General features: G+C 74.8%; 9 protein-coding genes. 8 read left to right on the top strand and 1 reads right to left on the bottom strand.

Translation table 11 applies throughout. From position 1 onward, the window contains the following. Positions 1-50: 50 nt before the first annotated feature. Positions 51-1,532 carry a family 43 glycosylhydrolase gene (locus FHX81_RS00785; RefSeq protein ID WP_246107546.1) on the bottom strand — a complete coding sequence of 494 codons (1,482 nt, stop codon included), beginning with the start codon at positions 1,530-1,532 and terminating at the stop codon, positions 51-53. A gap of 500 nt (positions 1,533-2,032) precedes the next feature. Here FHX81_RS00785 and FHX81_RS00780 point away from each other — a divergent pair, with 500 nt between their 5' ends. The 8 genes from FHX81_RS00780 to FHX81_RS00745 all read left to right on the top strand — a co-directional run bounded on the left by FHX81_RS00780 (position 2,033) and on the right by FHX81_RS00745 (position 22,487). Then, on the top strand, positions 2,033-2,248 hold the full coding sequence (locus FHX81_RS00780) for an MbtH family protein (protein ID WP_141974737.1): 216 nt from the start codon (positions 2,033-2,035) through the stop codon (positions 2,246-2,248). 142 nt (positions 2,249-2,390) lie between these two features. Continuing rightward, positions 2,391-8,384 carry a non-ribosomal peptide synthetase gene (locus FHX81_RS00775; RefSeq protein WP_141974736.1) on the top strand — a complete coding sequence of 1,998 codons (5,994 nt, stop codon included), beginning with the start codon at positions 2,391-2,393 and terminating at the stop codon, positions 8,382-8,384. A gap of 5 nt (positions 8,385-8,389) precedes the next feature. Then, positions 8,390-11,536: a non-ribosomal peptide synthetase gene (locus FHX81_RS00770; RefSeq protein WP_211363337.1), complete on the top strand. Its 3,147-nt coding sequence runs from the start codon at positions 8,390-8,392 to the stop codon at positions 11,534-11,536. Continuing rightward, on the top strand, positions 11,533-12,870 hold the full coding sequence (locus FHX81_RS00765; protein WP_141974735.1) for an FAD-dependent oxidoreductase: 1,338 nt from the start codon (positions 11,533-11,535) through the stop codon (positions 12,868-12,870). Before FHX81_RS00770 ends, FHX81_RS00765 begins: the two co-directional genes overlap by 4 nt. Continuing rightward, complete coding sequence (locus FHX81_RS00760) at positions 12,870-13,547, top strand: DUF6875 domain-containing protein (RefSeq protein WP_141974734.1); 678 nt, start codon at positions 12,870-12,872, stop codon at positions 13,545-13,547. The genes FHX81_RS00765 and FHX81_RS00760 overlap by 1 nt, the downstream gene beginning before the upstream one ends. Further along, a complete protein-coding gene (locus FHX81_RS00755; protein ID WP_141974733.1) occupies positions 13,544-16,765 on the top strand; it encodes a non-ribosomal peptide synthetase in 3,222 nt (1,073 codons plus the stop codon). Before FHX81_RS00760 ends, FHX81_RS00755 begins: the two co-directional genes overlap by 4 nt. Beyond that, on the top strand, positions 16,762-18,078 hold the full coding sequence (locus tag FHX81_RS00750; protein WP_141974732.1) for an MFS transporter: 1,317 nt from the start codon (positions 16,762-16,764) through the stop codon (positions 18,076-18,078). The genes FHX81_RS00755 and FHX81_RS00750 overlap by 4 nt, the downstream gene beginning before the upstream one ends. After that, positions 18,075-22,487, top strand: a complete 4,413-nt coding sequence (locus FHX81_RS00745; RefSeq protein WP_141974731.1) for a non-ribosomal peptide synthetase family protein — start codon at positions 18,075-18,077, stop codon at positions 22,485-22,487. The genes FHX81_RS00750 and FHX81_RS00745 overlap by 4 nt, the downstream gene beginning before the upstream one ends. Position 22,488: the final 1 nt, after the last annotated feature.

The raw sequence follows: 22,488 nt of genomic DNA, 5'->3' as shown, positions 1-22,488 counted from the left end.
GGTGGCCGGCGGCGGGAGACGGGCCGCCGGCCACCGGGCAGGGAGGACGGTCAGGACGCGGGCTCACCGGACGGCGCGGGCAGCGTCGTGCCGAGCCGGACCGGGGTGCCGAAGTTCGGCGTGCCGTCGGAGTTCCAGGTGAACTTCTGCGCGCGGGTCGAGCGGTTCATGTCGCAGCCGCCGGAGGCGGAGTCGTTGGCGTGGTAGACGATCCAGTCCTCGGTGCCGTCGGGCGACTTGAAGAACCCGTTGTGGCCGGGCGCGAAGACGCCGTTGGCGTCGTTGCGCTGGAACACCGGGTTGGGCGACTTCGTCCAGTGCGCCCGGTTGAGCGGGTCGGTGCCGGTCAGGGTGAGCAGGCCGAGCTTGTAGTCCGGGCCCCAGCAGGCGCTGGCCGAGTACACGATCATCGTGCGGCCGTTGCGGTAGAGCGGCTCACCGCCTTCGTTGACCGGGTGGGTCTGCCGTTCCCAGGACAACGTCGGCTGGGAGATGGTGCGGCGGGCGCCGCTGATCGTGTACGGGTTGGACAGCGGGGTGATGGTCAGCGACTGGCTGCCGTCGGTCGCGCTGCCCAGCAGGTACAGCCTCCCGTTGTGCTGCAGGATGCTCGGGTCCAGCTCCCACGTGCTGCCCAGGTCGGCCTTGAACGAGTACGGGCCCATCGGGTCGGAGCCGGAGGACTCCAGCACGTGCAGCCGCTGCGTCGGGTTGAAGTCCTGGACGTTCTGCCCGGCCACGTAGTACAGGTACCAACGGCCGCCCAGCAGGTGGAACTCCGGCGCCCACATGTTGCAGCACCCGTTCGGGCGGGTCAGGTTGAAGATCACCTGATCGGCCGCGGTCGACAGCCCGGCCAGCGTCCGGGACCGGCGCATGGTGATCGTGGAGTTCCAGGTCGTCGTGGCCAGGTAGTAGTACCCGTTGTGGTACTGCATCCACGGGTCCGGGCCGTTGCGCTTGATCGGGTTCGTGAACGTGCCCGGCGACGGGGCACCCAGCTTGACCAGCTGCCACTGCTGGTTGGTGCCGCCGGTGTCGGGCCACTGGATGAGCTGCGCGCCGTCGGCGGTGGAGAAGTCCAGCACGTCGACGGCCTTGTTGCTGGCGCGGTTGACCAGCCGCACGTACCCGCCGGACGAGTCGGCCAGCCGGAACTGCTGGTTCGTGCCGTTGTGGTCGGTCCACTGCGTCAACCCGGTGCGGTCGGCGGTGTTCGCGAAGTCCAGCACCTTGCCGCTGTGGCGTGACTTCAGCCGGTAGTACCCGCCGCCGGAGTCCACGAACTGCCACTGCTGCCAGGCGCCGTCGTTGCGGGTGTACTGGGAGATCCGCGCGCCGTCGGCGGTCGCCAGGTCGTACACGTCCAACGCCTTGCCGCTGTTGCGGTTCACCAGCACGTACGAGGCGGCGGTGTCGACCACCGCCGCCGATGCCGTCGGCGGCAGGGCCGCGGTCACCCCGCCCAGCAGCGTGGTGACGGTGGCGAGGACGACGCCGCTGCGGCGCGCGCCCCGATAAGTCGATCTCATGGTTGCTCTCCCTGCGACGCTGCATGGACGAACACGGTCGGCCCTGGGCGTGGAAGCCGGTGCGGGCCGGTGGGACGAACGTGGCGGCGGATCGCGGGTACGGACGGACGGGATCACCGGCCACCGCAGCGCGCCTGTTAACGCTAACAGCACGATCGCGGGAGGTTCAATAGCCGAGCCGTCGCGACCTCACCGCAACGCTGTGTGGTCGAAGGGGTTCGACACGCTGGACCGTTCAGCGGTGTCACCACCATCTGTTAGCGATAACAACCTTGCCGATTCCAACCCTGCTCGAAATTGGCTGCGGACCGCGTCAAGAATGCCTGCGGTAACCAGTCGGACACGGCGCGCGACGTTCCATAGGAAGGGCGAATAGTGCGCGCACCGCATAACGAATGACCGGTTCGACCGTTCAGTGGATTCCACATTCCGAGACGCGCCGCGTAACGTTGCGCGAACCGGCAACCCGCCCGCATCCGCCTAGGGCAGGAGAGCACTGCATGACTGACGAGAACACCGATCACCACGAATTCCTGGTCGTGCTGAACGACGAGGAGCAGTACTCGGTCTGGTTCGCCGACCGGGACCTCCCGCCGGGATGGCGGGCCGAGGGAACGCGTGGCACCAGGGAAGACTGCCTGGCCCACATCGAACGGACGTGGACGGACATGCGGCCTCGCAGCGTCCGCGAGCACCTCGCCGCCCACCGCGGCTGACGCTCCGCCCGAACTCGCCCTCGCGTTTTACCGCACGTCCGCACCAAAAGCGGTCGACCCTGCCCTGAAATGGTCGCCGGGAATTGTTCCCGGTGGCCGGTTCGGTCGTGCGCGCCGAAAACACGTTCGTCGGGGAGGTTTTGTGCACACGGATTCTGCGCCGCGGCTCGCGCCGGCTCTGCCGTTGCAGAGCGGAATGATCGCGGCCGGCTTGCGCGACCCGTCGGCCGGGACGGACGTCATCCAGTGCGTGCAGCACTGGCCGCACGGCCTGGACACCGCCGCGTACCTGGCGGCGTGGCGGGCGGCGGTCGCGCGGCACCCCGTGCTGCGGACCCGCTTCGCCTGGCGCGCCGACGGCGGGATGGAGCAGTGGCCGGGACCGGCCGAGGACGTCCCGGTGCTGGTGGACGACTCGGTCGCGGACCTGGACGCGTTCCTGGCGGCCGACCGGCGGGCCGGGGTGGACCCGGTGGCCGGGCCGCCGCTGCGGGTCGTCGCCCTGCCCGGTGACGTGGTGGTGGCGACGTTCCACCACGCGATCCTCGACGGCCGGTCGCTGGCGATGCTGCTGGCCGAGGTCGACGACGACTACGCGGCCCGGCGCACGGGCGGCGCGCTGGAGTTCCCACCCCGGCCGGACTTCGCCGACTACGCCCGGTGGCACGGCGCACGGGTCGCGCCCGACCACCCGGAACTGCGGGCCGACGAACGGTTCTGGGCGGCGGAACTGGCGGGCTCGGCCGAACCCGGTCCCCTGCCGCTGGAGCACGCCGGGCCGGACACGCCCGTCATGGCCACGGCCGCGCTCGACCTGTCCGCGGCCGAGACCGAGGCGGTGCGGGCGTTGGCCGCTCAGGCGGGCGTCACGGTGAACACGGTGGTGCTGGCCGCGTGGGGCTTGCTGTCGACCACGCACGCGCACGCCGACGAAGCCGTGTTCGGGGTGACCAGGGCGGCGCGGCACGGCACCGTCGAGGGCGCGCAGGACATGCTCGGCCTGCTGCTGGCGACCGTGCCGCTGCGCGTGCCGGTGGACCGGGACGCGGCGGTGGTCGACTGGCTGCGCTCGGTGCGCGAGCGGTCCGTGCGGGCGCGCGACCACCAGTTGTGCCCGTTGCCGGTCATCCAGCGGGCGTCCGGGCACGACGTGCCGCTGATGCGCAGCCTGGTGCTGTTCGAGCACCGCGAGCTGGGCACGGTGCTGGCCGCCCGGCCGTCCGCCCCGCCCGGCAGGCGGGTCCGCATCCTGCGCACCCCCGGCTACGCGCTGACGCTGTACGCGTTCGCCGAGCCGCACCTGAGCTTCCGGCTCATCCACGACACCGGCCGGTTCCCGGCCTGGGCGCCGGACGCGCTGCTGGCCCAGGTCCGCGACGTGCTGGCGGGCATGGCGGAGGCGCCGGACCGGCCGGTGCGGGAACTGGGCGGGCCGCGGGACCGCGCGCGGGTGCTGCGGGCGTGGAACGACACCGCCGTCGACTTCCCGGCGGACGCGACCGTGCCGGAGCTGTTCGCCGAGCAGGTGCGGCTGCGGCCGGACGCGGACGCGGTGTTCGACGGCGTGCGGTGGCTGTCCTACCGCGAGCTGGACGAGCGGTCGAACCGGTTGGCGCACGTGCTGGCGGCACGCGGCGCGCGGGTGGACCGGCCGGTGGCGCTGGCACTGCCGCGCGGCGCGGACTTCGTGACCGCGGTGCTCGCCGTGCTGAAGACCGGCGCGGCCTACCTGCCGCTGGACCCGGCGAACCCGCCGGCACGTGAGGCGGTCGTGTTGCGCGAGTCCGGCACACCCCTGGTGGTGTCCGAACGGCCGCGTGCCGTGCCGGACGGTGTGGTGTCCGTCGTGCTGCCGGGGTTGGACCTTTCGGAGCAGTCGCCGGTATCCCCCGCGGTCCGGGCGCATCCATCAAGCGTGGCCTATGTCAATTACACGTCCGGGTCGACCGGCACGCCCAAAGGCGTGGCGGTGCCGCACCGGGGTGTGGTCCGGCTGGTCACGCGTCCCTCGTTCGGCCGGTTCGAGCCGGGGCAGACGTTCCTGCACCTGTCCGCGACCGCGTTCGACCTCACCACGCTGGAGGTGTGGGGCGCGCTGCTGACCGGCGGGCGCGTGGTGGCCGCGCCGCCCGGTCCGCTCGACCCGGCCGTCCTGGCCGAGCTGCTGCGCGTGCACCGGGTGAGCGTGCTGTGGCTGACCGCCGGGCTGTTCCACCAGCTCGACCCGGCGGTCCTGGCCGACGTGGACCAGCTGCTGGCCGGCGGTGACGTGCTCGCGCCGGACGCGGTGCGCGCGGCGTTGGCGGCGCGCGGCGGGAAACCCGTGGTCAACGGGTACGGGCCGACGGAGAACACGACTTTCACCACGTGCCACGTCGTGCGGTCGGCCGCCGACGTGGGCGCGACCGTGCCGATCGGGACGCCGATCCAGCGGACGTCGGTGTACGTGCTGGACGAGGCGATGCGGCCGGTGGCCGTGGGCGTGCCCGGCGAGCTCTACACCGGCGGTGACGGGCTGGCGCGGGGATACGTGGGGGCGCCGGGCATGACGGCGTCGAAGTTCGTGCCGGACCCGTTCGGCGACGTGCCGGGTGGGCGGCTGTACCGGACGGGCGACCTGGCCCGGTGGCGACCGGACGGCGTGCTGGAGTTCCTGGGTCGCGCGGACCGGCAGGTGAAGGTGCGCGGGTTCCTGGTGGAGCCCGCCGAGGTCGAGGCCGTGCTGCGGGCGCACCCGGCGGTCACCGCGGCGGCCGTGCTGCCGTTCGGCGAGGACGACGCCCGGCACCTGGTGGCCTACGTCGTGCCGACCGCCTCGTGGGAGATCGACGACGTGCGCGCGCACGTCGCGGAACGGCTGCCCGCCTACCTCTGCCCGGCGCGGTACGTGCCGCTGCCGGAGCTGCCGCTGAACCGCAGCGGCAAGGTGGACCGGGCGGCGCTGCGGTCGGTCCGTGCCCCGGGCGCGCGGGGCACGGACCGGACCCTGCCGTCGACCGCCGCGCAGCGGCGGCTGGCGGCGTTGTGGCAGCACCTGCTGGGCACACCGGAGGTGTTCGCGGAGGACGACTTCTTCGCGGTGGGAGGCAACTCGCTGCTCGCCGTGCGGCTGGCGTTCCGGGTGCGCGAGGAGTTCGGGGTCGAGGTGCCGGTCGCCGACCTGCACCGGGCGCGGACGCTGGCGGCGTGCGCGGCGGTGCTGGACGCCGCGGTGCTGGACGCGGCGGGATCGGACGCGAAGGCCGGGACGCCGCCGAGCCGTGCCCCGATCACGCGCCGGGACCGGTCGGCGTACCTGGTGCCCGCGCAGCGCACGTCGGCCCGGCCCGTCGCCGATCACCTGGTGCTGCCGCGTGACGGTCACTGGGCGGCGTGGCGGTGGGTCGAGCTGCGCGCGACGGGCTTCGGCGTCGAGCCGCTGCTGGCCGTGGCGAGCCCGGAGGCCGCGCGGGCGGCGGAGGCGGTGCTCGCGGCCGAGGACGCGGTGGCCGAGGCGCGGTGGGCGGCCTTCCGGGTGCTGCGGGAGGTGGAGGACGCGGCGCGCGGTGAGCGGCGGTCGGTGTTGCGGCGGATCGGGCGGCTGGTGCGCAAGGGGCGGTTCGCCGAGGCGCGGTCGGCGCTGGCCGCGGTGCCGCCGACCGACCCGGTGACGGTCGCGCTGCCGATCCCCGACCCGGGCTCCGTGCCGCCGGGTGCGGAGGCCGCCGCGGTGGAACCGGCAGCGCCGGTGGTGGACCCCGACCCGGCAGCTCCGACCACGCTGGTGGCCGACGCCGCGGTGACCACCGGGCTCCCGCCCGACCCGGCGGCGGAAGCCGTGCCGCCGGCGAGGACCGGACCCGACACCGGACCGGCCGCGCTGCTGGTCGTCGGCGCGGGAGCGGCGTCCGACGCGGAGGTCGACGCGGCGCTGGCGGCGGCGGCCGAGGCCGCGGCACGGTACGAGGCCGCGGTCGCGGAGTACGGGACCCGGTTCGAGGCCGGGCGGCAGGCCGCCGCCGAGGTGCTGCGGGTCGTCAGCGGCGACGCCAAGTTCCGCGAAGCCGTGGCGTGGCAGAACCCGCGCGCCCTCCAGACCGCCGTGGACGCGCTGCACCAGGCGCTGTCCGGCGACCGGCCCGCCTCCCGCAACGTCGACTACCGCCGGTGGGAGCACACGGTCGTCAGCTACCTGCAGCGGTACTGCGCGAAGAACGACACCATCGGCTTCTTCGGCCCGGTCGGCTGGGCCCGGATCACCGACGACGCCCCCGCCGCCATCACCGCGCGACCGGGGCCGGACCTGGTCGACAGGCGCACCACCTACCTGGAGAACTGGGCCGTCCAGCAACTGGCCGAAGCGTTGACCACCGACGCCGTGCGGCCGTGGGCGGTGCCCCGGCGGATGCCGTTCCTCGACGTCGTGGGCGACACCCTGCACGTGCCGATGACCGACCCGGTGCGGCTGCCCGCACCGGACGCGGCCGTGCTCGCCGCCTGCGACGGCCTGCGCCGCGCCGCCGAGATCGCGCGGGACCTCGACCGGTCCGTGGACGACGTGCTGGCCACCCTCGAACGGCTGCGGCAGGCCAAGCGGATCGCGTGGACCCTGGAGGTGCCGCCGGAGGCGTTGGTGCCGGAAACGGCGCTGCGCGAGCAGATCTCGGCCATCGGCGACCCCGAAGCCCGCGCCGGGGCCGAACGGGCGCTGCACGAGATCGAGCGGGGACGGGACGCGGTCGCCGCCGCCGTGGGCGACCCGGACCGGCTGGTGGGCGCGATCGGCGAGCTGCACGAGAAGTTCACCGCCATCACCGGCACGGCGGCCGTGCGCCGACCCGGCCTGTTCTACGCCGGCCGCACGCTGGTGCACGAGGAGTGCCGGCGCGACCTGGACGTCACCCTCTCCCCCGCGTTGGCGGAAACGCTGTGGACGCCGCTGTCCCTCGTCCTGGAAGCCGCACGGTGGTTCACCTCCGCGGGCTCGGCCCTGTACGGGCGGGCGTTGCGCGAGGTGTACCGGGAGCGGGTGGCGGCGACCGGCTCGGACCGGGTCCGCCTGGCCGACTTCTGGCTGTGGGCCAACGACACGATCTTCCGCCTCGACGAGCGGCTCATCGGCAGGCTCGTCCGGACCCTGCAGGACCGCTGGGCCAAGGCGCTCGGGCACGCCCCGGACGGCCGCGAGGCCCACTACCGGGTGGACGACGTGCGCGACGCCGTGCTCAAGGCGTTCGCCGTGCCCCGGCCCGGCTGGCGCGGCGCGGTCCAGCACAGCCCGGACGTCCTCATCGCGGCACGGGACGAGGACGCCATCCGGGCGGGCGACTACCGGTGGGTGCTGGGTGAGGTGCACCCCGGCGTGAACACCATGCGGTCGGCGTTGTTCGTGTCCCAGCACCCGGACCCGGCCCAGTTGCGGGCCGCGATGCGGCACGACATGGCCGGGCCGCGGATCGTGCTGGCCACCACGCGCGAGGAGGGCGGCACGCCGCAGCGGCTCGCCGACGCGCTCGTCTCGCCGGACGACCTGAAGATCGTGTCCGGGCACGACGCGTGCGGGCCGGGGTTGCGCGACGCGGTGCCGGTCGGCGCGTGCGAGGTGACCGAGAGCGGCGGGCGGCTGGTGGCCCGCAGCCGGGACGGCCGGGTGGACGTCGACCTGGTCGAGCTGCTGAACGAGCAGGTCATGGCGCAGTTGGTGCAGCACTTCCGGCTGCTGCCCGCGGGCGAGCACACGCCGCGGGTCAGCCTGGACCGGCTGGTGGTCGCCCGGGAGGGCTGGCGATTACCCGCCGCGAGGTCGGCGTTCGCGTTCGCCCCGGACGAGGCGACCCGCTTCCTGCGGGCGCAGGCGTGGCGACGCGAGCACGGCATGCCGAGGTTCGTGTTCGTGAAGAGCCCGGTGGAGCACAAACCGTTCTACGTGGACCTGGAGAGCCAGCCGTCGGTCGAGCTGTTCGCGCACGCGGTGCGGGCCCTGGACCGCGGGAAGCCGGACGCCCCGATGGGCGTGGGCGAGATGCTGCCCGGTCCGGACCGGCTGTGGTTGACCGACGCCGCGGGCGCTCGGCACACGGCGGAGTTCCGGGTGGTGGCGGTCGACCGGAGGGGTTGGCCGGAGCGTGTCGGTCTGAGGGGGGAGGGACCGCGGTGAGCGCGGTGACGAGTCAGGACGAGGTGTTCCGGTTCCCGGCCTCGTCCGGGCAGCGCAGGTTGTGGTTGGTCGACCAGCTGCTGCCCGCGAGCCCGGTCTACAACATCGGCTGGCGGATCGGTGTCGACGGCCCGCTGGACGCCGAGGCGTTGCGGGTGGCGCTGAACGCGCTGGTCGCGCGGCACGAGGCGCTGCGGACGCGGTTCGCGGCCGAGGACGGCGTGCCGGTGCAGGTGGTGTCGGCGGCGTTGACCGTGCCGCTGGCGCGGCTGTCCGGCGACGTGGACGCGGTGGTGCGCGAGGAGGTCGGCCGCCCGTTCGAGCTGCACGGCGGGCCGCTGCTGCGCGCCGGCCTGGTCGAGGCCGGGCCCGAGCGGCACGTGCTGGTCCTGGTGCTGCACCACACCATCGCGGACGGCTGGTCGTGCGCGGTGCTGTTCGACGAGCTGGCCCGGCTGTACGAGGCCGAGGTCGCCGGTGAGCCGCACGGGCTGCCGGACCTGCCGGTGCAGTACCCGGACTACGCGGTGTGGCAGCGGGAGCAGGTCGAGGGTGGCGCGTTCGCCGCCGACGCGGAGTACTGGCGCGAGGCGCTGCACGGCGTGCCGACCGTGCTGTCGCTGCCGACCGACCGGACGCGACCGGTGACGCCGACCGGGCGCGGCGCGGAGCTGCGGGCCGGGCTGGACGTGCCGGACGGCTCGTTCGCGCGGCTGCTGGCGGTCTTCCAGTGCGTGCTGCACCGGGTGACCGGGCAGGCGGACTTCCTGGTGGCCACGCCGGTCGCGGCCCGCACCCGGCCGGAGACCGAGGGCCTGGTCGGCTTCGTGGCCAACACGCTGCCGCTGCGGGCGACGTTCGAGCCGGGGACGACGTTCGGCGAGGTGGTCGCGGCGGCCGAGGAGGCGACCGTGGCCGCGCTCGCCCACCAGGACCTGCCGTTCGAGCAGGTGGTGGACCTGGTCGCGCCGCAGCGGACGCTCGCGCACGCGCCGCTGGTGCAGGTGCTGTTCGCGGTCGAGCCGGTGCCGCCCGCGCGGGCCGCCGGTCCGGTCACGCTCCGGCCCGAGCCCGTCGCCAACGGCGGGGCGAAGTTCGACCTGTCGCTGACCGTCGAACGGGCCGGTGAGCGGTGGTTCGCCCGGTGGCAGTACGACTCGGAGCTGTTCACGCCGGAGACGGTCGCCGCGCTGCACGCGGTGTTCGCCGCCGCCGTGCACGCCTCCCCCGCCGACCGGGTCGCCGAGCTGTGGCTCGGGGACCACGCGCCGCAGGAGGACGCCGTCGAGGTGCCCGCCGAAACCGCCGCCGACCTGGTGTTCGCCGGGTTGGCCGAGCACCCGGACGCGGTCGCGGTCGAGGGCGCGCTGACGTGCGGCGAGCTGGACCGGGCGGCGAACCGCCTGGCGCACGTGCTGCTGGCCGCCGGCGCGCGGCCGGACCAGCCGGTGGCGCTGTGCCTGGACCGGGGCGCGCCGATGGTGGTCGGCATCCTGGCCGCGTGGCGGGCGGGCGCGGGCTACCTGCCGCTGGACCCGTCGTGGCCACCGGCCCGGCTCACCGCCATGGCCGAGGGGTCCGACGTGCCGGTGCTCGTCACGGACGGCGCGTCGCGCGCGGTCACCGGACCGTTGACCGGGCCGTGGACCGAGGTGGACCTGGACACCGCCGACCTCGACGCGCACCCGGACACGCCACCGCCGGCCACCCCGCGGCACCCCGGCATGCTCGCCTACGTCATCCACACGTCCGGGTCCACCGGCAGGCCGAAGGGCGTGCGGTGCACCCAGGGCGGGCTGGCCGCGTTGCTGCGCGCGATGGGCGAGCTGATGGAGCTGACGCCGGACGACCGGCTCGCGTCCATCACCACGCCCGCGTTCGACGTGTCCACGGTGGAGATGCTGGCCCCGCTGGTCAGCGGCGCCACGCTCGTGGTCGTCCCGGCGGACGACGTGGCCGACGGCGCGCTGCTGCGGGCCCGCGTCGAGGAGACCGGGGCGACGGTCGTGCAGGGCGGTCCGGCGAGCTGGCGGATGGTCGTCGCGGCCGGAGGCGTGCCCGCGCGCGTGCGGCTGCGGATCAGCGGCGGCGAGGCGATGACCCGCGACCTGGCCGACGACCTCCAGACCGACGGCGCGACCCTCGTCGACGGCTACGGGCCGACCGAGACCACGGTCTACTCGGCGGCGGGGGTCGTGTCGCCCGCGCCGGACCCCGTCCGGCTCGGCCCCGCGGTCAAGGGCACGTCGCTGCACGTGCTCGACCCGGTGATGCGCCCGGTGCCGCCGGGGGTGATCGGCGAACTGCACATCGGCGGCGCGGGCGTGGCCCGCGGCTACCACGGGCAGCCCGGCCTGACCGCCGAGCGGTTCCGGCCGGACCCGTTCGGGCCGCCCGGCGGGCGCCTCTACGCCTCGGGTGACCTGGTCCGCCGGCACGCCGACGGCAGGCTGGAGTTCCTGGGCCGCGCCGACCGGCAGCTCAAGGTGCGCGGCTACCGGATCGAGCCGGGTGAGGTCGAAGCCGTGCTGCGCGCCCACCCGGACGTGGCGCAGGCCGTCGTGGTCGCCTGGTCGGCGCACGCCGCCGACGTGCGGCTGGTCGCGTACGCGGTGCCCGCCGACGCCGGCCTGGGCGACGACGAGCTGCGCCGCCGGGTGCGCCCGCACCTGGCCGCGAGCCTGCCCGACTACATGCTCCCGGCGGCGGTCGTCGTGCTGCCCGCGCTGCCGCGCACCGGCACCGGCAAGATCGACCGCGAGGCGCTGCCCGATCCCGTGTGGACGACCGACGACGTCGAGCTGGTCGAGCCGCGGGACGACGACGAGCGGCGGCTGGCGCAGATCTGGCGCGAGGTGCTGAGCATGCCCGCGGACGCGCCGCTGGGCGTGCACGACAACTTCTTCGCCCTGGGCGGCCACTCGCTGACCGCGACCCAGATGCTGGCCCGGGTCCGGGTCGCGCTGGACGTCGACCTGCCGCTGGCGACGCTGTTCGCCGCGCCCACCATCGCCGAGCTGTCCGCGAACCTCGGTCGCGGCACGGGCGCGGCCGCGCGGGGACCGGTGCCGTTGCTGGACCAGCTCGACGAGCTGTCCGACGAGGAGATCGACCGCCTGCTCGGCGCCCTGGTCGACGAGGACGAGGCATGACCCGGGAAGCGCTGGTCGTCGGCGCGGGGCTGGCCGGCTCGCTCACCGCCGTCTACCTGGCCCGCCGGGGGTTCCACGTGCGGGTGCTCGAACGGCGGGGCGACCCGCGGGCGCCGGGCGCGCGCGAGGAGGGCAGGTCGATCAACCTCGGCCTGTCCCAGCGGGGCATCGTGGCATTGCGCGAGATCGGCCTGCTGGAGCGGCTCGCGCCGCTGACCGTGCCGATGCGCGGCCGGGTCGTGCACCTGCCGGACGGCACGCTGCGGTTCCAGCCCTACGGCGTGGCCGAGGACCAGATCCTGCACTCCGTGCTGCGGCACGACCTGAACGTGGCGCTGGTGGACGAGGCCGACCGGCTCGGCGTCGGGTTCTCCTGGGGCCGCCGGGTGACCGCCGTCGACCGGGCCGAGCCCGCCGTCACCACCGACGACGGGACCGCGCACACGGCGGACCTGGTCGTCGGCGCGGACGGCGCGTTCTCCGCCGTGCGCACCCACCTGGGCCGCGGTCGGCGGATGGACCTGCACCAGGAGTTCCTGGAGTGGGGCTACAAGGAGCTGCTGATCGGCGTCGGCGACGACGGCCGGCCGCGCACCGAGCTGCGGGCGCTGCACGTGTGGCCGGGCGACGAGGGCCTGATCGTGGCGCACCCGAACGTGGACGGCTCGCTCACCGCGACCGTGTTCCTGCCGTTCGACGGCCCGCACGGGTTCGCGGGGCTGACCGGGGCCGAGCGGGTGCGGTCGTTCTTCGACCGCCGGTTCCCGGACACGCTCACCCTGATCCCCGACCTGGTGGAGCAGTTCCTGGCGCACCCGCCCGCGAGCCTGGTCACCGTGCGCACCGCGCCGTGGCACGTCACCGCGGACGAGGGCCGGGGCATCGTGCTCGTCGGCGACGCGGCGCACGCCGTGTACCCGTTCTTCGGGCAGGGCATGAACGCCGCGTTCGAGGACTGCTCGGTGCTGGACCGGTGCCTGGCCGCGCACCCGGACGACCTGCCGGCCGCGTTGGCGCGGTTCGAGACCACCCGCCGGCCGCACACCGACGTGCTGGCGGACCTGTCCAAGCGGAACTTCGTGGAGCTGCGCGACAAGGTGCGCTCGCCGCTGTTCACCGCCCGCAGGAAGGTCGACCTGGCGCTGCACCGGCTGTTCCCCAACACGTGGGTGCCGCTCTACACCCTGATCTCGCACACCACGGTCCCCTACGGCGAGGCGTTGACCCGGGCACGGCGGCAGGACCGCGTGCTGGGCGGCGTCACGGCCGCGGTGGCCGGTGCGGCGCTGGCGGGCCTGGCCCGCCGGTCCCGGAACAAAGGCAGGTGGAGTTGATGCTGATCCATCCGACCCACCGGGCCCACCCCCTGGTCGAGCCGGCGGACTTCGCCGCGCCTCGGCTGCCCGACGCGGTCGCGGCGCACGAACCGCCGCTGCGGACCGTGTTCGCGTGGGCCGGTGAGTACCTGTGCGGACCGCACCCCGACCTGGGTCGCCGGGGCGCGGTGTGCCCGTTCACCGACACGTCCCTGCAACGGGGGCTGTTCTACCTGTCCGTGCACGCCGGCACGCCCGAGGAGCCGGACGAGCTCGCCGCGCTGCTGCTGCACTACCGCGACTGGTTCGCCGAGCTGGAGCCGAAGCGGGGTCCGGGCGCGCAGTTCAAGACCATCGTGATCCTGTTCCCGGACCTGACCGAGTTCGGCGTGGTCGACCGGGCCCAGGAGCTGCTCAAGCCGCAGTACACCCGCGACGGGCTGATGCTGGGCGAGTTCCACCCCGGTCCGCCGCAGAAGGCCGGCCTGTGGAACCCGGGCTTCCGCCCGCTGCACAGCCCCGTGCCGCTGCTGGCGATCCGGCACATGGTGCCCACCGACTTCCCGTTCCTGCGGGACGACGACACCACCGTGGCCGCCTACCTCCAGCGCTTCGGCGACCGCGTGCCGACGCACCTGCGTGAGCACGTGCGCGCGGCGGCCGACCGGCTGACCAGGTCCGGGAGCGCGTCATGACCGAGTTGAGGGACTCCGGCGCGGCGGCGTCGGCGCGCAAGCGGGAGCTGCTGGCGCAACGGCTGCGGGCCCGTGCCGCCGCGCCCACCGCGTACCCGCTGTCGTTCGGGCAGCAACGGCTGTGGTTCCTGGACAGGTTCTCCCCCGGCAGCGCGGTCTACAACGTGCCCGTCGCGTTGCGCCTGCGCGGACCACTCGACCGGGCCGCGTTGCAGCGCGCGCTGGACGTCCTGGTGAACCGGCACGCGTCGCTGCGCACCACGTTCCCGGACTCGGGCGGCGAACCGGTGCAGGTGGTCGCGCCTACGGGGACCGCCACGCTCACCGCGCACGACCTGCCCGAGGGCGACCGCGACGGCGAGGCGCAGCGGTTCGCCGACGACCGCGGCGGCGTCGGGTTCGACCTGCACCGGGGGCCGCTGTTCACCGCGAGCCTGGGCCGGTTCACCGACGACGACCACGTGCTGGTGCTCAACCTGCACCACATCGTCGCCGACGCCTGGTCGCTGTCGGTGCTGCTCGGTGAGCTGGGACGGGCCTACGACGCCGCCCTGGAGGGCCGTGACCCGGACCTGCCCGCGTTGTCGTTGCAGTACCCGGACTTCGCGGTGTGGCAGCGCGACCGGATGGCCGACCTGGCCGCCGGGCACCTCGACCACTGGACGCGGCACCTCGCCGACGCACCGGAGCTGCTGACCCTGCCCACCGACCGGCCCCGCCCGCCGGTGGTCACCCACCGGGGCGCGCTGCGGTACGGCCACGTGCCGCTGCGGCCGCTGGAGGACCTGGCCCGCACGCACGGCGTCACCGTGTTCATGGTGCTGCTGGCCGGGTTCGCGGCCCGGCTCGGCCGGTTGGCCGGGCAGGACGACGTGGTGGTCGGCACGCCGGTCGCCGGGCGGTCCCACGCGGACCTGGAAGGCCTGGTCGGGTTCTTCGTCAACACCCTCGCGCTGCGCACGCCGGTGGGCGGCGACCCGACGTTCACCGAGCTGCTGGCCCGGACCCGGGAGGTCGCCGCGGCCGGCCTCGCGCACGCCGACCTGCCGTTCGAGCGGCTGGTGGAGCACCTGAGCCCGCGGCGCAGCACCGGGCACGCGCCGATCTACCAGGCGCAGTTGATCTTCACCAACACCCCGCCGATGGACATCGCCCTGGCGGGGCTGGACGTGACGCCGCTGGTGCCCGACCCGAAGGTGGCGAAGTTCGACCTGACGGTGGCCGCCGACCCGCAGGGCGACATGCTCGCCCTCGGCGTGGAGTACAACACCGACCTGTTCGACGAACCGACCATCGCCGAGTTCACCGACCGGCTGATCGCGCTGCTCCTCGCCGCCGCCGAGCACCCGGAACGGCGGATCAGCGAGCTGGACGGGCTGACCGGCGTGCGGCGGTGGGAGGTGCTGGAGGGCTTCAACGCCACCGACCTGGACCTGCCGCCCGCGCGCACCGCGCTGGACCTGATCGCCGGGAGCGGCACCGCGGTGTCCGGTGTGGGCTCCGCGCTGTCGTACGCGGAGCTGGACACCCGGGCCGCTCGGGTCGCCGCGCTCCTGCGGGCGCACGGCGCGGGTTCGGGGTCGGCGGTGGCGTTGTGCCTGCCGCGCACCCCGGACCTGGTGGCCGCCGTGCTGGGCGTGTGGCGGGCGGGCGCGGCGTACGTGCCGCTGGACCCGACCTGGCCCGCGGACCGGGTGACCGCGATGCTGGCCGACTCCGGCGCGACCGTGCTGGTCACGGACCGGGCGTTGCCGTTCGGCGGCACGGTGCTGGGTCTCGCCGACGCCGACCGCTTCGAGCCGTCCCCGCAACCGTGCCCCGCGTCCGGCGAGGACTTGGCGTACGTCATCTACACGTCCGGCTCGACGGGCACGCCCAAGGGCGTGGAGGTGCCGCACCGGGCCGTGGTGAACCTGCTGGTGTCGTTCCAGCGGCTGCTCGCGCTCGGCGACACCGACCGGCTGGCCGCCGTGACCACGCTGTCGTTCGACATCTCCGTGCTGGAACTGCTGCTGCCGCTGACCGCGGGCGCGGAGGTGCTGGTGGTGCCGTCGGAGGTGAGCGCCGACGGTGGCGCGCTGCGGGACCTGCTGGTCGAACGCCGCGTGACCGCGCTCCAGGCGACCCCGGCGACGTGGCGGCTGCTGCACGCGGCGGGCGGCGTGCCCGCCGGGGTCGCGACCCGGATCTGCGGCGGCGAGGCGCTGCCCCGCGACCTGGCCGACGACCTGCTGACCGACGACGCGGTGCTGTGGAACGCCTACGGTCCCACCGAGACCACGGTCTGGTCGTCCGCCGGCCTGGTCGAGCCCTCCCCGGCACCGGTGGTGCTCGGGCCGCCGATCGGCAACACCCGGCTGTACGTGCTGGGCCCGGGGCTGGAGCCGGTGCCGCCGGGCGTGGTCGGCGAGCTGCACATCGGTGGCGCGGGCGTGGCCCGCGGCTACCGCGGCCGGCCGGGGCTGACCGCGAGCCGGTTCGTGCCGGACCCGTTCGCCGCGGCGCCCGGACGGCGGCTGTACGCGACGGGCGACCTGGTGCGGTACCGGGCCGACGGCACGCTGGAGTTCCTCGGCCGGGCCGACCACCAGGTGAAGGTGCGCGGGTTCCGGATCGAGCTCGGCGAGGTCGAGGCCGCGCTGCTGGACTCCGGCGAGGTGCGCGAGGCGGTCGTGCTGGCCGCCGACGAACGGCTGGTCGCGTACGTGGTGCCCGAGGACGTGCCGCGGGACGGGCTGTGGACCCGCGTGCGGGCACGACTCGCGGAACGGTTGCCGGACTACATGCTGCCCGCCGCGGCGGTGGTGCTGGACGCGTTCCCGTTGACGCCCAACGGCAAGACCGACCGCAAGGCGCTGCCGCCGCCGGTGTGGGACGTCGGAGGCGACCGGGTGCCGCCGCGGGACGCGGTGGAAGAGGTGCTGGCGGGCATCTGGGCGGAGGTGCTGGGCGTGCCGGAGGTCGGCGTGCACGACGACTTCTTCGCGCTCGGCGGCCACTCGCTGCTCGCGGCGAAGGCGCTGGCCAGGGTGCGGGCCGCGTTCGGGGTGTCGGTGCCGATCGGCCGGCTGTTCGCCGCGCCGACCGTCGCCGGGGTCGCCGCCGCGCTCTCCGCCCTGGACGACCCGGCGCGGGTGGCCGCCGTGGCCGAGCTGCGCCTGGAGCTGGCCGGGATGTCGGCCGAGGAGGTCGAGTCCATGCTCGGTGGTGAGCGATGAGCGCGGGTTTGCGCCGGTTCGCCGTGGTGTGGGCCGGTCAGCTGGTGTCGGTGATCGGCTCCGCGCTGACCGCGTTCGTGCTGGGCGTGTGGGTGTACCTGGGCACGGGGTCGGTGACGACGTTCGTGCTGATCCAGTTCTGCGCGGTGGTGCCGGGCATCCTGCTCGCGCCGTACGCGGGCGCGGTGGCCGACCGCTACGACCGCCGGCGGATCATGCTCCTCGCGGACTCCGGCGCGGGCGTGGTCACGGCGCTGCTGCTGGTGGCCGTGTCGACGGACTCGCTGGCGGTGTGGCAGGTCTACGTCGCCACCGCGCTGACCGCGACGCTGAACTCGTTCCACATCATCGCCTACACGGCCCTGGTGCCCGCGCTGGTGCCCAAGGAGCACCTGGGCCGGATCAACGGGCTGATGCAGGTCACGCAGGGCGTCCAGATCGCCGCGCCGCTGGTGGCGGGGGCGTTGCTGGCCTGGGTGGGGCTGCGGGGCGTGCTGCTGGTCGACCTCGTGTCGATGGTGTTCGCGGTCGGCGCGCTGCTGCTGGCCCGGCTGCCCGACGACGCCGTGCGGCCCGCGGGTGCCTCGGACGCCGGGCGCGAGGGCATCGGCGCCGGGTTGCGCTGGCTGCGCGGCGCGCCCGGGTTGTTCGCGCTGTGCGCGGTGTTCGGGGTCTGGAACTTCCTGTTCGCCATCGCGGGCGGGCTGGTGCAGCCGCTGATCCTGTCGTTCTCCAGCCCGGCCACGCTGGGCGTGCTCATGGCGGCGGGCGGCAGCGGGCTGTTCGTCGGCGGCCTGGTGATGGGCGTGTGGGGCGGGCCGCGACGCCGGGTGCACGGCATCTACCTGGGGTTGGCCCTGGGCGGGGTGTTCCTGGTGCTGCACTCGCTCGCGCCGTCGCCGTGGCTGATCGGCGTGGCCGCACCCGCGTTCCTGTTCACCCTGCCGTTGATCAACACGTGTTGCGTGACGTTGCTGCAGACCAAGGTCGACCCGGCCGTGCTGGGCCGGGTGCTGGCCGTGGTGCGGATGCTGAGCACCGCCGCGATGCCGGTCGCGTTCCTCCTGATCGGTCCGCTGACCGACCGGGTGGCCGAGCCCCTGATGGCCGCCGACGGCCCGCTGGCCGGTGGCGTCGGCGCGCTGATCGGCACCGGTGAGGGCCGCGGCATCGCCCTGATCTTCCTCGTCGTCGGCGCGCTGATGCTCGCGCTGGCGGCCTACGCCTGGTCGCGGCCGCGCCTGCGGACCGTGGACGACCTGCCCGACGCGGTGCCCGACGAGACGCCGTCACCTGAAAGGACCCGGGGATGACCGAGCTCTCCGACCACCGCGAACGACTCCTGGCCAAGCTGCTGGCCGAACGCGGCCTGGCCGCCGCGCCGCGCCAAGCCGTGCCGCGTCGGCCCGAGGGCGCGGTCGTGCCGCTGTCGGGCAACCAGCGCGGCCTGTGGCTGACCGGGCGGCTCGGCCTCGACGCGGGCGCGTACGTCATGTTCGCCGCGCTGCGGGTCGCGGGCGAGGTCGACGAGGACCGGCTGCGCGCGGCCGTGCGGACCGTGATGGGGCGGCACGAGGCGTTGCGCACGCGGATCGTGGACGTCGACGGCGTGCCCGAGCAGCAGGTGGTCGACGACGTGCCCGCCGACGTGGTGTTCTCGTCGGTGTCGGGCCAGGCCGAGCTCGACGCGTTCCTGGTGTCCGAAGTGGACACGCCGTTCGACCTGGCCGTGGCGCCGTTGTTGCGCGTGCGGGTGGTGCGGGTCGGTCCCGGTGACACGGCGGTCGTGTTCAGCGCGCACCACATCGTGTGCGACGACCTGTCGCTCGGCGTGGTGGCGGGCGAGGTCGGTGACGTCTACGCGGGCTCGACGCCGGAGCCCGTCGGAGCGCAGTTCCCCGACTACGTGCACTGGCAGGCCGACCGGCTCGCCGACGGCGAGCGGCAGCGGCAGCTCGACCACTGGCACGACCGGCTGGCCGGCGCGCCGGACGTGCTGGACCTGGCCTCGGACCGGCCCCGCACCCCCCACCGCACCACCGCGGGCGGCAGCCACCGGTTCACCGTGCCCGCCGCACTGACCGGGAAGCTCGCCGAGGTGACCCGTGCGCACGGGTGCACGACGTTCGCCGGTCTGCTGGCCGCGTTCGGCGTGCTGCTCTCGCGCCGGTCGGGCGCGGACGACCTGGTGATCGGCTCGCCGACCACGCACCGGCCGTTCCCCGAGCTGGAGCGCTCGGTCGGCATGTTCGTCACCACGACCGCGCTGCGGCTCGACCTGTCCGGTGACCCGACCGTGGCCGACCTGCTCGGCCGGGCGCGGGGCACCGCGATCGACGCGCTGGACCACGCCGAGGTGAGCTTCGACGAGGTCGCCGCCCGGGTCGCGCCCCGCCGCGACCTCGCCCACCACCCGGTGTTCCAGGTGATGCTGGTGCTGAACCGGGGCGGTGCCACCGGGTCGTGGGCGGGCATGGACGCCGCCGAGCTGCCCGTCGACCGCGGGACGAGCCGGTTCGACCTCACGCTGCACGTGCGCGAGACCGACGGCGACTGGCCCGCCAACCTCGACTACAGCACCGACCTCTTCGACGCCGACACCGTGGCGCGGCTGGCCGACCACCTGCTCACCGTGCTCGCCGCGCTCGTGGCCGACCCGTCCGCCCGGCTGTCCGCGGTGGACACGACGACGCCGGCCGACCGCCTGGCCGCGGGCCGGCTGAACGGCGAGCCGCAGGACGCCCTGGACCCGGCGCTGTCGCTGCGCCACCCCGGTGTGCTGGACCGGATCGCCGAGCAGGTCGCCGCCCACCCCGGCACCACGGCGGTGCTGGACCTGGCCGACGGGCGGGAGGTGACGTTCGCGCAACTGGACCGGCGGGCCAACCGGGTCGCGCACGTGCTGGCCGGGTGGGGCGTGGGCCCGGAGACACCGGTCGGGCTGGCGGTGAAGGCCGGGCCGGAGGCGTTGGTGGCGCTGCTGGCCGTGCTCAAGGCCGGCGGCGCGTACGTGCCGCTCGACCCGGCGCACCCGCCGGCCCGGCTCGCCGGGCTGCTCGCCGACTGCGGCGCGCCCGTGGTGATCACCACGCCGGCCGACCGCGACCGGTTCGGCGGGTTCCACGGCGTGCTGCTGGACACCGGTGACGACGCGTTCACCGGCGAAGCCGACGCGCCGCCCGCCGCGGACGTGCCCGAGGACGGGTTGGCCTACGTCGTCTACACGTCCGGGTCGACCGGCGTGCCCAAGGGCGTGCAGGTGCAGCACGACACGCTGGCCAACCTGACCGGGGCGTTCATCGACCTGCACGGGTTCGGGCCGGGCCGGCGGATCCTGATGGTCCCGCCGCTGAGCTTCGACGCGTCGGTGGGCGACGTGTTCCCGGCGTGGTGCGCGGGCGCGGCGGTCGTCGTGCACCCCGAACCGGCCTCGATCGGCGGCGCGGACCTGCTCAAGCTCTGCGCCGACCACGCGATCACCGCCGTCGACTCCCCCGCCGCGCTGTTCAAGCGCTGGGTGGCGGACCTGGCCGGGCTCGCGGTCGACCCCGGTCCGCTGACCGTGATGATGATCGGTGGCGAGGCCGTGCCGACGGCCGCGGTCGCCGAGTGGGCGGCGTCGACCGGCGGGCGGGTGGCCGTGGTCAACCACTACGGGCCGACCGAGACCACGGTCTGCGCCACGGCGTACCGCACGGTCGACGCGTCCGAGGTCGACCCGCGCGCGGTGACGCTGCCGATCGGGCGGCCGCTGCCCGGCGTGCGGGCGTACGTGCTGGACGCCCACTTGCGCACGACACCCGTGGGCGTGCCCGGCCAGTTGCACATCGGCGGTCTCGCTCCCGCGCGGGGCTACCGCGACGACCCGGAGCGCACGGCGTCGGTGTACCTCGCGGACCCGACGGTCCTGGGCGGCCGGATGTACGCCACCGGCGACCTGGTCCGGTTGCTGCCCGACGGCACGCTGGAGTTCCTGGGCAGGGTCGACGACCAGGTCAAGCTGCGCGGCCACCGGATCGAGCCGGGCGAGGTGCGCTCGGCGCTGGTGGCGCACCCGGCGGTCGCCGAGGCCGCGGTGGCGGTGCGCGGTGACGTGCTGGTGGCCTACGTGGTGCCGCGCGCGCAGGCCCCCGAGCTGGACGAGCTGCGGGCGTTCTGCGCGGGGCGGCTGCCGGACGCGATGCTGCCCGGCGCGGTCGTGGTGCTGGACGAGCTGCCGCTCACCCGGCACGGCAAGGTCGACGTCGCGGCGCTGCCCGACCCGGACCCGACGGCCCGGCTGACCCCGTACGAGCCGCCGCGCACGCCGGTCGAGCGGACGTTGGCCGAGGTGTGGTCCGAGGTGCTGGACGTGCCGCTGGTCGGTCGCCGGGACAGCTTCTTCGGCCTGGGCGGGCACTCCCTGATCGCGGCGGCGGTGCTGGCCAGGGTGCGGTCGCTGCTCGGCGTCACGGTGCCGCTGCGCGCCCTGTTCGCCACCGCCGACCTCGCCGAGCTGGCCGGGGTGGTCGAGCAGGCCGCCGCGTCGGACCACACGTTCGCCAAGCGGTACAAGTCCGGGCTGCCGTCCGTGCCGGAGATGCGGGCGGACGCGGTGCCGCCGGAGGACGTCCAGCCGCGGCACCCCGTGCGGACCGGGCCGGCCGAACGGGTGCTGCTGACCGGCGCGACCGGGTTCCTCGGCGCGCACCTGCTGGCCGAGCTGCTGTCCCGCACGGACGCCGAGGTGCACTGCCTGGTCCGGGCCGAGACGCCGGCCGTGGCGCTGGCCCGCGTCCGGGCCAACCTGCGGCGCGCGCGCCTGGACGTGCCCGAGGAGCGGTTCGCGCGGGTGGTGCCGGTGGTCGGCGACATGTCCCAGCCGCTGCTCGGCCTGGCGGAGAAGGACTTCGACGCGCTGGCCGAGGGCATGGACGCGATCTACCACAACGGCGCGGTGATGAACTTCGTCCTCACCTACCAGTGGATGATGCCGCCGCACGTCGGCAGCACGGTGGACGTGCTGCGGCTGGCCACCCGGTACTCGACCAAGCCGCTGCACCTGATGTCGACGCTGGGCGTGTTCCTCGGCGCGAACTACGACAAGCGGCTCGTCACCGAGACCGACCGGCCCGAGGACCCGACCGGCCTGGACACCGGCTACCACACCACCAAGTGGGTGGCCGACATGATGGGCGTGCTCGCGCGGGACCGGGGCGTGCCGGTGTCGATCCACCGGATCGCCGCGATCGTCGGCGACGTGCGCACCGGGACGGCGAAGACCGAGTCGTACCTGAGCCGGCAGATCGCGACCTGCGCGCACGCGGGCGCGGTGCCGCGCACACCGGACGTCATCGACATGCTGCCGGTGGACCGGTTGGCGGGCGCCATCGCGGGCATCTCCACGCAGCCGTCGACGCTGGGCCGGGACTTCCACTACTACCGGGCGGACGGGTTCAGCTACGCCGACCTGGGCGAGGTGCTCACCGCGAAGGGCTACCCGACCCGGCTGCTGGAGTACGCCGACTGGCGGTCGTTGATGCTGGAGAGCCCGGACAGCGCGTTCGGCCCGCTGGCGTTCGGCCTGACCACCACCCACCGGGCGCACCCGGTGTTCGACTGCTCGGCCACGTGGGCCGCGGCGGCGTCGTGCGGGGTGGAGTTCCCGCCCGCCGACGCGGAGATGATCGCCCGCCACGTCGACTTCCTCGCCGCCGCGGGCGTGCTGCCGGAAAGGGGCTGAC

This window comes from Saccharothrix saharensis (genome assembly GCF_006716745.1).
GTDB lineage: Bacteria > Actinomycetota > Actinomycetes > Mycobacteriales > Pseudonocardiaceae > Actinosynnema > Actinosynnema saharense.
Note: the sequence above shows the minus strand (reverse complement) of the source record. Positions and strands in the feature narration are given on the sequence as shown.